Origin of the sequence: Thalassospira profundimaris (assembly GCF_003326795.1) — a bacterium.
Lineage (GTDB): Bacteria > Pseudomonadota > Alphaproteobacteria > Rhodospirillales > Thalassospiraceae > Thalassospira > Thalassospira profundimaris_C.
In genome coordinates this window covers 185,242-198,328 of the sequence record NZ_JPWI01000002.1, presented here as the reverse complement: position 1 = coordinate 198,328, position 13,087 = coordinate 185,242, and the positions used below count along the sequence as shown (strand labels likewise).

At 54.7% G+C, this 13,087-nt stretch carries 10 protein-coding genes; 8 read left to right on the top strand and 2 right to left on the bottom strand.

The annotated features are described in order from the left end of the window. The first annotated feature begins 6 nt into the window (after positions 1–6). The 4 genes from arsB (at position 7) to TH30_RS05255 (ending at position 4,437) form a co-directional block, all read left to right on the top strand. Complete coding sequence (gene arsB / locus TH30_RS05270) at positions 7–1,044, top strand: ACR3 family arsenite efflux transporter (protein WP_114097198.1); 1,038 nt, start codon at positions 7–9, stop codon at positions 1,042–1,044. Positions 1,045–1,082: 38 nt separating this feature from the next. Beyond that, the gene (locus TH30_RS05265; RefSeq protein ID WP_114097032.1) at positions 1,083–2,099 is read left to right on the top strand and encodes an ArsJ-associated glyceraldehyde-3-phosphate dehydrogenase; all 1,017 of its coding nucleotides are present in this window, start codon (positions 1,083–1,085) and stop codon (positions 2,097–2,099) included. Positions 2,100–2,110: 11 nt separating this feature from the next. After that, a complete protein-coding gene (arsJ, locus tag TH30_RS05260) occupies positions 2,111–3,337 on the top strand; it encodes an organoarsenical effux MFS transporter ArsJ (RefSeq protein ID WP_114097031.1) in 1,227 nt (408 codons plus the stop codon). Between the two features lie 338 nt (positions 3,338–3,675). Further along, complete coding sequence (locus TH30_RS05255) at positions 3,676–4,437, top strand: PhoH family protein (protein WP_114097030.1); 762 nt, start codon at positions 3,676–3,678, stop codon at positions 4,435–4,437. A 107-nt stretch (positions 4,438–4,544) separates the two neighbouring features. On the opposite strand, the gene TH30_RS05250 is transcribed toward TH30_RS05255, so the two are convergent. Beyond that, on the bottom strand, positions 4,545–5,564 hold the full coding sequence (locus TH30_RS05250; protein WP_114097029.1) for a cation diffusion facilitator family transporter: 1,020 nt from the start codon (positions 5,562–5,564) through the stop codon (positions 4,545–4,547). A 196-nt stretch (positions 5,565–5,760) separates the two neighbouring features. Here TH30_RS05250 and TH30_RS05245 point away from each other — a divergent pair, with 196 nt between their 5' ends. The 4 genes from TH30_RS05245 (at position 5,761) to TH30_RS05230 (ending at position 12,532) form a co-directional block, all read left to right on the top strand. Beyond that, positions 5,761–7,743 carry a heme lyase CcmF/NrfE family subunit gene (locus tag TH30_RS05245; RefSeq protein ID WP_114097028.1) on the top strand — a complete coding sequence of 661 codons (1,983 nt, stop codon included), beginning with the start codon at positions 5,761–5,763 and terminating at the stop codon, positions 7,741–7,743. A 20-nt stretch (positions 7,744–7,763) separates the two neighbouring features. Continuing rightward, positions 7,764–8,996: a c-type cytochrome biogenesis protein CcmI gene (gene ccmI, locus TH30_RS05240; RefSeq protein ID WP_114097027.1), complete on the top strand. Its 1,233-nt coding sequence runs from the start codon at positions 7,764–7,766 to the stop codon at positions 8,994–8,996. A 463-nt stretch (positions 8,997–9,459) separates the two neighbouring features. Then, positions 9,460–9,906 (top strand): response regulator, encoded by a 447-nt coding sequence (locus TH30_RS05235; RefSeq protein WP_114097197.1) that lies wholly within the window; start codon positions 9,460–9,462, stop codon positions 9,904–9,906. 22 nt (positions 9,907–9,928) lie between these two features. Next, entirely contained in the window at positions 9,929–12,532 is a 2,604-nt protein-coding gene (locus TH30_RS05230; RefSeq protein WP_147251937.1) for an ABC transporter permease, read from the top strand. Positions 12,533–12,665: 133 nt separating this feature from the next. On the opposite strand, the gene atpC is transcribed toward TH30_RS05230, so the two are convergent. Beyond that, a complete protein-coding gene (gene atpC, locus TH30_RS05225; RefSeq protein ID WP_114097025.1) occupies positions 12,666–13,070 on the bottom strand; it encodes an ATP synthase F1 subunit epsilon in 405 nt (134 codons plus the stop codon). Positions 13,071–13,087: the final 17 nt, after the last annotated feature.

Here is a 13,087-nt window from a genome sequence, read left to right as displayed (position 1 = left end):
AGCACCATGGGATTATTTGAACGCTATCTGACGGTCTGGGTCGCGGCCAGCATTGTGGTTGGCATTATTCTGGGTCAGCTTTTGCCAGATCAGTTTCAGGCGATTGGTAATCTGACAGCCTATGAGATCAACCTTCCCGTCACGATCCTGATCTGGTTGATGATCGTGCCAATGTTGATGAAGGTTGATTTCGGCGCCCTGCACGAAGTCCGCCAGCAATGGCGCGGCATTGGTGTGACGCTTGGCGTGAACTGGCTGATCAAGCCGTTCACGATGGCCGCTCTTGGCTGGTTGTTCATCGGGTTTCTGTTCCGCCCGCTTTTGCCCGAAGCCCAGATTGAAAGCTATATCGCAGGATTGATCTTGCTTGGTGCAGCACCCTGTACGGCAATGGTGTTTGTCTGGTCGCATCTGACCAAGGGGGATGCCAATTTCACCCTGACGCAGGTGGCATTGAATGACACGATCATGATCTTTGCCTTTGCCCCGATTGTTGCGCTTTTGCTGGGCATCTCGGCGATTACCATTCCGTGGGAAACACTTACGATATCGGTCATCGCCTTTATCGTAATCCCTGTGATTTTCGGGCAGGCAATTCGCCGTCATCTGATGAAGGGCGGGATTGATCACTTCAACGCCTTTGATGCAAAGCTCAAACCGCTTTCGATGATTGCGCTGCTCAGCACGCTGGTCCTGCTGTTTGCCTTTCAGGGCCAGCAGATCATTGCACAGCCGATGATCATTGCCCTTCTGGCCGTGCCGATCATTTTGCAGACCTATTTCATTGCCGCAATCGCCTATGTCGCCAACAAGTTTCTGGGCGTTGAACACAGGATCGCCGCCCCGTCTGCGATGATTGGTGCATCGAACTTCTTTGAACTTGCTGTTGCCACCGCCATTGGACTTTTCGGGTTTTCATCGGGTGCGGCCCTTGCGACCGTGGTTGGTGTTCTGGTCGAGGTGCCGGTGATGCTGTCACTTGTCGCCATTGCCAACCGGTCACGTGGCTGGTTCGCCCCGGCCAACCAGACCCCGAACATGTAACGGGCCATCAACAGCCTTGGAAATTTCAGGATAGTGATATGACCAGAAAAATTCGCGTTGGCATTAACGGTTTCGGGCGCATGGGACGGCTGGTTCTGCGTGCCGGATGGGGACACCCGAACCTTGATTTCGTTCATATCAATGAAATCAAGGGCGGCGCCAAAACGGCGGCCCATCTTATGGAATTTGATTCCGTTCACGGGCGCTGGACCAACCGGGTTGATTGTATCGATGATCAGGTGGTGATTGACCAGACCCACAGAATTTCATTTAGCGACAATCCGACACCGGGTAATACCGACTGGGCCGGAATGGGCTGCGATATCGTTCTGGAATGCAGCGGCAAGTTCAAAACACCCGAAACACTTCAGCCCTATTTTGATCAGGGAGTGAAGAAGGTGATTGTCGCCGCCCCGGTCAAGGAAGGCGCACTTAATATCGTCTATGGGATCAATGATGATCTTTATGATCCGGCGACCCATCATCTTTTGACGGCGGCAAGCTGCACGACCAACTGTCTGGCACCTGTCGTCAAGGTCATGCATGAAAAGCTTGGCATCGTGCATGGATCGATTACCACCATTCATGATGTGACCAACACCCAGACCATTGTCGATTTGCCACATAATGACCTGCGCCGGGCGCGCTCATGCCTGCAATCGCTGATCCCGACCAGCACCGGTTCAGCCACCGCAATCACCATGATCTATCCGGAGCTTGCGGGCAAACTGAACGGGATTGCCGTGCGTGTGCCGCTTTTGAACGCATCGCTGACCGATTGCGTGTTCGAGGTTGCGCGCGATACCGATGTTGAAACCGTCAATCGCCTGATGCGCGAGGCATCTGAAACCTATCTGGCCGGGATCCTTGGTTACGAGGAACGCCCGCTGGTCAGTGTTGATTACCTGAACGATTCCCGCTCATCGATCATTGATGCCGGATCAACCATGGTGATCGACAAACGGCAGGTCAAAATACTGGCCTGGTATGACAATGAGTGGGGATATGTCTGCCGGATGGCTGATCTCGCTGCCAAAGTCGCACAACGCCTGTAAGGGGACAATTGATGTCGGCTGCAATCCGCAATTACGCGCTGGTGACCGGGGCCTATTGGGGCTTTACCCTGACCGACGGGGCGCTTCGGATGCTTGTCCTGCTGCATTTCCATGCGCTGGGCTATTCCGCGTTCGAGATCGCGCTTTTATTCATTCTTTATGAAGTCGCCGGGGTCGTTACCAATCTGGTCGGCGGTTGGGTAGCACAGGCACGCGGATTGCGCTTTACGCTTTATTGCGGTCTGGTTCTTCAGATCGCATCGCTTGCAGCCCTGTCACTGACCAGTCCGGACTGGCTTCCGGCAGTTTCGGTCGCCTATGTCATGGGGCTTCAGGCCGCATCAGGTGTCGCCAAGGACCTGACAAAGATGTCGAGCAAATCGGCAATCAAGGTTCTGGTGCCTGCCAATGCCGAGGGGGCACTTTTCAAATGGGTTGCGCTTCTGACCGGATCGAAAAATGCCCTTAAGGGTGTCGGGTTTTTCATGGGTGGCGCCCTTTTATCCGGGCTTGGCTTTTCCGGTGCATTACTTGCCATGGCCGGTGGCCTTGCCATTACACTGATCGCGGTTGCGCTTTCGCTTGGCGATGCGATGGCAGGTCCGGCAGGCAAGATAAAGCCCAAATTCCGCGATGTTTTTTCCCGCGACCGCAAGATCAATGTCCTGTCAGCGGCACGGCTGTTCCTGTTCGGGTCACGCGATATCTGGTTTGTGGTCGGCCTTCCGGTCTTTCTGGCAGCCGAACTTGGCTGGAGCCACATCGAAGTCGGCAGTTACATGGCGCTTTGGGTTATCGGATATGGCTTCATTCAGGCCATCGCCCCAAAGATGCTGCGCGCGCAATCCCATGAACCCGATGGCAGAACCGCCCGGTTCTGGATTGCCGCCCTGATCGCGGTGACAACCGCAATTGCCGCCGCCATCGTTCAGGACTTCGCCCCGGAACTTGCCGTTCTTGGCGGCTTGCTGGTGTTCGGGATTGTCTTTGCGGTCAATTCGTCACTGCATTCCTATCTGATCCTTGCCTATGCCGAGGGGGACAAGGTCGCGATGAATGTCGGCTTCTATTATATGTCCAACGCCATCGGACGCCTGAGCGGCACCATTCTTTCGGGTATTGCCTATTACTATGGCGGGCTGGTCGGGTGTCTTGTGACATCGATTGCGTTTTTGACCATCAGCTGGATCATCAGCGCGGCTCTTCCGACCAGAATGACCGCCACACCGCAGAGTTGAACAAAAAAGTTCCTTCGCATATGCGGGATAAATATATGAAAAGACTCATTTTCCAGATTCACGAAAATTTAATCGCGCAAAAAATCGTGACAAGACACTGCATATAGGGGTACGATTCCAATTAACGGTCAATCACTGGACCGCAGGAGGAGTTCCCGAGTGCCGCGAAAAAGCGTCTTACAACGAGAATTTTCGCCCCCCGGATCGCACATGCAACATGCTGTGACCGGCGGAAACTCCTACCGCCACTTCCATCGCAAGATGAAAATTGAATGCGCGCCTTTCCATGACGGAATGGCGCGTTTTGCTTTTTTGGCACATTTGATGAGGTGATCGTCATGGGTAAGCGCGCAGCACGCCGTCGTAACCGTCCGCAACAGTCCGACAACAATGTCCATGAACTGTTCGATGAAAAGAACGCTGACTGGCACCCGCTTCAGGGGGAAGCCGCAGAACCGAAAGGACAACGCGATCAAAGCTACCGCCGCAACATCCGCCCGAAAAGTGAAAACCAGGCCGCACTGATGGAGGCCATTGATGCCTTCAACCTTGTTCTTGCCCTTGGCCCGGCCGGAACAGGTAAAACCTATATCGCAGTCTCCAAAGCTGTCGAAGCCCTTGATAAAGGCGATATCGGCCGCATCGTTCTGGCCCGCCCGGCTGTTGAAGCAGGTGAAAATATCGGCTTCCTGCCCGGTGACGTCGAAGCCAAGATGGCCCCGTATCTTCGCCCGCTTTATGACGCACTTAATGATCGCCTCGGAACCAAACGTCTGCGCACCTATCTTTCCGATGGCACCATCGAAATTGCACCAATCGGATATATGCGCGGCCGTACTCTTAACAATGCCTTCGTCGTCATCGACGAAGCCCAGAACTGCACATACGGACAGCTCAAGATGCTGGTCACGCGTCTTGGCTGGAATTCAACCATGATCCTGACCGGTGATCCCGATCAGACCGACCTTCTGCCGGAAATGTCGGGTCTTTCGGAAATGTCCGAACGACTTGAAAATGTTGAAGATGTCGCCTGCGTCCAGTTGCGTGACAAAGACATTGTTCGCCATCCGCTGGTTGCAAGCATGCTTACGGTTCTCTGAGTTCCGACACAGCAAACCAAAGAAGAAAAGGCGGGCCCGAAAGGGTCCGCCACTTTTTTGCGCCAGTGAAACTGCTATCGCCAACAAGGCAAACTCTTTGGCGCGTCCTAGCGCCCCATCGCGGCAATCTCGCCGCCCGAATTGGAAACGGGTATGTCATGCTGACCGGCACGCTTGGCGCGCCCGGTATGCCAGAATTCCGGATCCTCGGTATAGCCGCTGAATTCATCAAGATGGATGTCTTCGGGCGGTTCCGGGTGGATGGTGATATCAAGGTCAGGATATTCGGAACGGATGCTGTCCATCACCTGATGACAAATGGTGTGGGCTTCGCGCATCAACATGCCGCCATCCATGATCAGTTCGATCTCGGCAAAGCGATGCACGCCTGATGAACGGGTCCGCAGACGATGAATGCCAATCACCGATGCATTTTTCATGGTCAGCTCAATGATGCGCTGGCTGTCGGAATCGGGCAATTCGGCATCCATCAGGACCTTGACCGAATTCCTCCCGACCTTGATCGCAGCATAAAGCAGGAAACTTGCCACCAGCGCGCCAATCGCCGGATCGGCCCAGGCAAAGCCCGATACTCCGGCAAAAAGTGCAATAATGACCGCAAGGTTTGCCAATATATCACTGCTATAATGCATGGAATCGGCATCGACCGCGACGGAGCCCGACATACGGACAGCCTTGCGCTGCAACAGCACCAGACCGACGGTCATCACCAGTGAAACCGCCATGATCCACATGCCTTCAACGGCAAAGGAAATCGGTTTTGGCGCGCTCAGACGCGATGCAGCTTCGGCCAGAACCAGAACAGCCGCCCCGATCATGAAGGCAGACTGGAAAAGACCGGCAAGCGGTTCGGCCTTGCCATGCCCGAAACGATGGTCATGATCGGCAGGACGCCATGCAGAACGTACGGCCATGAAGTTGATCACAGACGTACCAACATCAAGCATACTATCAATCATGGACGAAAGGAGGCTTACTGAGTCGGTCAGGAACCAGCCAACAGCCTTGATCAGGATCAGAGTCGCAGCAATGACAATGGAAGCCGTCGTCGCGCGACGCGCCCAGGTTTCCTTCTGCGCTATGTCAATGACAGGACATTGACTCATACGTTGTTGACCTCTGGCCTACCAATCTGCCACCTGACAGCGGTTTTATAGCCTGTTTGAGCATAATATGTAATGACTATTGCCACATTTTTGCCCTGCGTTGTGCAGCAAATAGCGCATATTTGATATTCCGCAAGGTTTCAAAGCCTGTTTTCAGAGATTATATCTCGCAATCGGGCGCATGAGAGAGAACCTAATGATTGTAGAAATCGGACATTACGCATTGATCTTGTCACTGGTCATCGGACTTGCTCAGGCGACCTTGCCATTTTTGGCCGCCTCGCGCCGGGACCCTGTGCTTCTTGCGGTTGCGCCACGTTTGGCCATCACCTGTTTTGCTTTGGTCGCCACAAGTTTTCTGGCGCTGACCTATGCCTATGTCGCATCCGATTTCTCGGTTCTCAATGTGCTGTCAAACAGCCACACATCCAAGCCGATGATCTACAAGATCACCGGTGTCTGGGCCAATCACGAAGGGTCCATGCTGCTTTGGGTGCTGATCCTGACCCTGTTTGGCGGGGCGGTTGCCGCCTTTGGGCGGAATCTTCCGCCGCCGCTTCTGGCGCGTGTGATTGGTGTCATGGGACTGATCGGGGTTGGCTTTATCCTGTTCATCGTTCTGACATCCAACCCGTTTGAACGGGTGATCAACCCGCCCCTTGATGGCGAAGGGATGAACCCGTTGCTTCAGGATCCGGGCATCGCCATTCATCCGCCCTTCCTGTATCTGGGCTATGTCGGCTTTTCGGTTGCCTTTGCCTTTGCAGTCGCTGCCCTGATTGAGGGCCGGGTTGATCCGGCATGGGCACGCTGGGTACGTCCATGGACGCTGGCGGCGTGGGTCTTTTTGACTGCGGGGATCGGGCTGGGGTCCTGGTGGGCCTATTATGAACTCGGCTGGGGCGGCTGGTGGTTCTGGGATCCGGTTGAGAACGCATCCTTCATGCCCTGGCTTGCCGGCACAGCGTTGCTGCATTCGGCCATCGTGGTTGAAAAGCGCGATGCGCTGAAAAGCTGGACCATCTTCCTGGCCATCCTTGCCTTTTCCTTCTCGCTTTTGGGAACCTTCCTTGTGCGGTCGGGCGCGCTGACATCTGTGCATGCCTTTGCCACCGATCCGACCCGCGGGGTCTTTATCCTGTTCCTGTTGTTCATTACGGTTGGCGGGTCGCTTTGCCTTTATGCATGGCGTGCACCCAGCCTTAAGGGCGGCGGATTGTTCCAGCCGATTTCGCGCGAAGGCGCGCTTGTTTTCAACAATGTGCTTCTGTCGATTGCCGCAGCCATGGTGTTGCTCGGAACGCTTTATCCGCTGTTGCTTGAAACCCTGAATGGCGAAAAGATTTCTGTTGGCGCACCATTCTTTAATTCGACCTTTGTGCCGATCATGACCCCGGTCATCATTGCCATGGCCTTTGGTCCGTTGATGCCATGGAAACGCGCCGACCTTCTGGGCGTTTTCAACAAGCTCAAAATCGCATTGGCTGCCACAGTGGTCATCGTCCTGATTACGATGTGGCTGTCAGGCGGTCCGGCCTTTGCCCTGTTCGGGATGGGGCTTGCAGCATGGCTGTTTGTCGGATCAATCCTTGAATGGGCCGGACGGATCAAGCTTATGCGTGAGCCGCTTGGTGTCAGTTTGCGCCGGATGCGCAATCTTCCGCGCTCGGCGCATGGTACGATGCTGGCCCATGCCGGTGTTGCCATTGTGGTTGCCGGGATTACCGGGTCACAGGCGTGGACAAACGAAGCCGTTCAGTCCCTTGCCGTGGGTGAAAGTGCGCATGTCGCAGACCATACCTTTACCCTTTCTGATATCCGTGAATATCAGGGACCAAACTTTGTTGCCCGTCAGGCAACCGTCACCATTACCACCCCGGGCGAACGCACCCTTGTCCTGACACCTGAAAAACGTGTCTATACGGTCGAAGGGATGCCCACCACGGAGGCAGGCATTCATTCAAGTTTCACCGGCGATATCTATGCCGTGATTGGTGATCAGGATGAAAGCGGCAAATGGATCACGCGTTTCTATGTCAAACCGATGATCCCCTGGATGTGGGCAGGCGGACTTATCATGGTGTTTGGTGGCCTGATGTCACTGTCTGACCGACGCTACCGGATTGGCGCCCCCACCAGTTCCCCCAAAGCAGCGGCCAAGGCCGTTCCTGCAGAATAAGCGATACGACAGGAAACCTTATGACCATCTGGATTGTTCTTGCCGCCATTACGCTTCTTGTTGCGGGTTTTGTTCTCTGGCCTGTCTTGCGACAGCACCAATCAGCAACCGGGACTTCTGGTTCCGAAGAAACCGGCAACATCGAGCTTGATCACGACCTTGCAGTCTATCGCGATCAGCTGGCCGAAATTGACCGCGATATCGAACGCGGTGTTTTAAGTACCGAGCAGGCCAATGCTGCGCGCATCGAAGTACAGCGCCGCATCCTCAATGCCGATCAGCGCATCAAGACCAGAACCGAAAATGTAACGTCGGGACTGGTCGGGTCACCAATCCGGATTGTTTCCGTCATTGCCATTCTGGTGTTCCTGACCGGCGGTTTGGGAATTTATCTTGATCTTGGTCGGCCTGACCTGCCCGATCGCCCGATTGCCAGTCGTGCCGATGAAATCGACGCCATTCGTCATGCACAGGCAACCAACAGCGAACGCACCGATGTCCTGAACCGCGCGGTCAGCGACCTTTCGCAGAAGCTGATCAATGATCCGAAAAACCTTAAGGGCTGGGAACTTCTGGGGGCCAGCCTGATGGCGCTTGGGCGCCCGGTTGAAGCCCAGACCGCCTTCCTTGAAACCGTCAAGCTTTCGGATCGGGATGGCGATTATCTTGCCATGTATGCCGAAAGCCTGATCCGCGGGGACAATGGCCAGATCAATGCCACAGCACGTGGTGTTCTGAAAGAAGCTGCCACCACCGACAGCCGGGACCCACGCATCGGATATTATCTGGGCCTTGCCGATGCACAGGATGGCAACATCGCCCTTGCCGTTGATCGCTGGATTGAACTGGTCAATGCTGCACCTGGCGATGCCAACTGGGTTCCGATGGTGGTTGAGCGCATCAATGATGCAGCCCTCGCGCAGGGTATTGATATCGAGGGCCGTCTGAAAGTTGCCACAGCCCCGCAAATGGCTGGTCCCAGTCAGGACGACGTGGCAGCTGCCCAGGAAATGACCCCCGAAGATCGGCAGGAAATGATTAACGGGATGGTTGACCGTCTTGCCGAACGCCTCGAAAGCGAACCAAATGACCCGGATGGCTGGGCGCGTCTGATGCAGGCCTATATGGTTCTGGGCAAGACAGACGAAGCACAAACCACCTATCACAAGGCTGCCGAATTCTTTGCCGACCAGCCTGAAATGGTTTTACGGTTTGATACTCTTGCCAGGGAAATCGGAATCGCAACCAACTAGTCGCCAGGCGGGACCAGACAACAGTCTTGCTTGTTGAAGATCCCTGCACATATCCTGTTGCACGGCAAATCTCCTGTGATGGCTGCGTCAAAATGACGCAGCCATTGCCATATCCGGACTTTATCGCGAACCGTTTGCACGTAAAAACCCGGAATCATCCCCTTTTTGCATGAAAATTTTCTACCATTTACCCTTTCACCACCCCTTATGAGACATTATGTTTCATACGTAAGGATAATGATTTCTACTTTAATACGGCCTTATTGCATTGATTTTCGTGCCAAAGTATGAGAACCAGTCTTAAGGGTAGCTAAATTAGAAAAATGCTATTCGTTAATATGGGGTGTTAGCGGTGGTTGGGGAACCACTTCTATATTTTCTTATTATAATTCAAGCGTCTCACAAAGCAGGGAACAGGGACAGGGTATAAGATAAATGCCCACCCGATTGGATAATGGGTGCAATGTCGGCTCACGCAAATGGCATAACGAATAATCTGTTGTTGATTGAAGACAATCCGGGTGACGCACGCCTTGTGCGCGAAGCATTGCGGGAATTCAAACGCCCCGTCGAGCTTCACCATGTCAAGGATGCCATGTCAGCATTACAGTTCCTTCAACAGGATGGTCCATATCGCAACGCGCCACGACCGCGTCTGATCCTTCTGGATCTGAACATGCCGCGTAAGGATGGCCGCGAAATGCTGCGCGATATTCGCAACGATCCCAATTCGGCTTCAATCCCGGTTATCGTCCTGACTACTTCGGGGGCGGATCACGATGTCGATCTTTGCTATGCCGCCGGGGCAAACTGTTATTTGCGCAAGCCCGTGGATGTGACAGAATTCATCGACCTGATGAAAATGATCGAATCCTTCTGGCTGGGGTTGGCACTTACCCCGACGCCGTAACCCACCTGCCCGCGAGACTGCCGTGTCCCGCCTGACATCACCCTCTTTCCAAATCCGGCTTTATGCTGCGGGATTGTATTTCGCGCTTCGTCAATTGCGACGCCCGGGTATTGGCATTGGTGCGTTATTTGGTACCCTGATCTTCGCAATCACCACGCTGTCGCTGACAGTCAATCTGACCCATTCTGTACGCGATGCAATGCGTCAGTCTGCCCAGCAGACCATTGGTGGCGATATTTCACTGCGTCTGTTTCATCGCCCACCAACCGATCAGGAAAAAGTCTTTCTGACAAAGTTTGGCACAGTTGCCATCACGGCCGAACAGCGCGTCATGATCCGGTCTTCGTCACAATCACCCGCTATTCTTTCGGAATTAAAGGCCATTGACCGGTCATATCCGCTTTATGGTGACCTTCTGCTATCCCCCGGCATCACAGCACAGAACGCGCTGGAAATCCGCGACGGAGTCAGCGGCGCGATTGTTGATCCGGGCTTTCTGGAACAATCCGGCCTGGCATTGAATGATGAAATCACTATCGGTGATCAGACCTATCAGATCCGCGCGACCTTGCTGGCAGAACCCGAACGCAAGTTTCGTCTTTTTTCGCTGGGGCCGCGTGTTCTGGTGTCTCTTGATGCCTATGGGTTAAACGAACTTCTGTCATCAGATAAACAGATTTACTGGTATAGCCGCCTGAAACGGGCGCCCGACAGCAGCATGTCTAATGCCCGGATCATTACCGAAATCGAAGAGCAGTTTCCCGACAGCGGCTGGCGTATTGTGAATGCCGATGACGGTATTCCCGGCATTGAGCGTATTGGCGATTTTGCCTCTGCCTTTGCCAGCCTGATCGGAATTGCGATTTTTGCCATCACAATGACGGCAATCGGCAATGCCCTTCGCGCGGACCTGAGCGCGCGCAGCAGTGAATTTACCCTGATGCGCGCCGTTGGTGTCAGGCCCTCTCAGCTGATTTTTGCCATCGGCTGCATGGTGGGCCTTGTCACCGTTGCCGCCGTGATCACGGCATTTGCCCTTAGCCATGTCGTCACCATCGCCCTTGCCCCGATGGTCGCAACCCGGTTCGGGATTGTCATTGCACCGGGCCCCGGAAATGCACTGCTGATCTTTGGTTTTGTGGTCTGTTTTGTCACCCTGATCGCACTTGGGCCGATCCGCAAGGCATGTCAGGTCAATGCCGCATCGCTGTTTCGCGACCAGTCCTCACAATCTGCGCCTTCCTTTGCGATATCGGGTCCACTTCGTTCGCCGCACTTCCTTTTGCCGGCACTGCTGATACTTGCGACAACCGGCTTTGCGGTTCGGCTGATTGATCTTGGATGGTTTTCCGTTCTTTTGATCGCAGTACTTGGTTTGTGTCTGGCATGTTTTGTTGGATTGGGCTGGCTGGTGCGCAAAGGGTCCTCCATATTGGCCCGTGGAACCAATGGTTCAGCGGCATGGCGACTTGCCTTGCGCAATATTGCCCGCCCGTCGGCGCCGACCATCACCATTGCCGCATCTTTCGGACTGGCTGTCACATGCCTGCTTGCGGTGGTCCTGTTTGGAACCATTGCCGGTCATCACCTTAAATCCGTTTTGCCAGGTCAAACACCCGATCTGGTCTTCTTTGATCTGCCACCAGAGCAAAGCGATGCTTTCCGCGCCGTCGCATCCGGTGATCCGGCGATTTCATCCCTTGCCCGGATGCCATTCCTGCACGGTCGGGTTACCCGTATTAACGGACGTCCGGTCAGTCTGTCCGAGATACCCAGACGCTATCACTGGTTCATACGCGGTGATCGCGGATTGTCCTGGACCAATGCGCCAACATCATCGATGGCGCAAAGCCGGCTAATCGCCGGGGACTGGTGGACGCGCGATAGTGTGAATGAAAGACTGGCATCGCTTGATGCCGACATCGCCGCTGCCCTTGGCATTACTATCGGCGATCAGATTACGGTAAATATCCTGGGCGAACCGATCACAGTCAAAATCGCCAATCTGCGCAAGATTGACTGGACCCGGCTTGCGCTTGATTTTCCGATTGTCCTGTCCCCCATGGACCCGCCACCCCCGCATGGTGTGATCGCGGCCCTGAGCCTGCATGAACCCGACCTTATGGCCCACCAAACGGTCACAAAGGTCGCAGACCGTTTGCAGGGTCAGTTCCCCCATGTTCCGATGATCCGGGTGGCAGGGGTCCTTGAACGATTATCCGGAATGTTTGATCAGGTGCGCGCCATCCTGATTGCCCAGACCGTGCTTGCCACGGTTGGTGCGGTGCTGGTGATTGTGACCGGCCTGATCGCCTTGCGCCAGCACGCGGCGGGGGAACTTGCGATGTTGCGCGCCCTTGGCATCCAGCCCCGACAGATCATCCAGACCGGCGCACTTGAAACCGGCATCTTGGTAACGGTCAGCGGGATGCTTGGCATCGTCATGGGAACCGGCATTGCACTTGCCGCAAGCTTTGCGATTGGCTCTATCAATATCAGTCAGGTTGCGCCGCTTTTTACGTCAACGGGACTGGTTGCACTTGGCGTGATTGCGCTGCTTGGCTTTGGCGGCGGCTGGATCTTGCAAATGGCATCCTTGCGGTCCCAACCCGGCTGGCGCGGATAATCTCGAGATCAAACAGGAAGGCCCCGGCACAATGGTGGCAGAATCCGGTTACACCCCAATCTGTCCGCCGCGTGAGCAGACAACGAAAAAGGCCGCCCCGAAGGACGGCCTTTTTAAAATTTCCAACTGACGATTAGTTGGTCAGGGCAGCAATCTGTGCACGGGCAATGTCAAGCGCGCGCTCGGCATTTGCCTTGTCGTGGGCAGTGCTGGCTTCCTTGAGATCGGCAGTTGCCTTCTCAAGACGTGCCTGTGCTTCGTCAGCTTTCAGATCGGCAACCGGTACCGCTTCTTCTGCCAGAATGGTGCAACGTTCGGGATTAACCTCTGCAACACCGCCAGCAACGAAGATACGTTCGGAAACCTTACCACCTGCATAGATGTCGATGACACCCGGACGAATGGTCGAGATCATCGGCGAATGCTTGGGCAGCACACCAAAATTCCCGTCCGTGCCCGGAACAACGACCATCTCGACCGGCTCGGATTTGAGCAGGGCAGACGGCGAAACAAGTTCCAGTACAGTCGTATCAGTCATGACAATCCTCGCTCCTT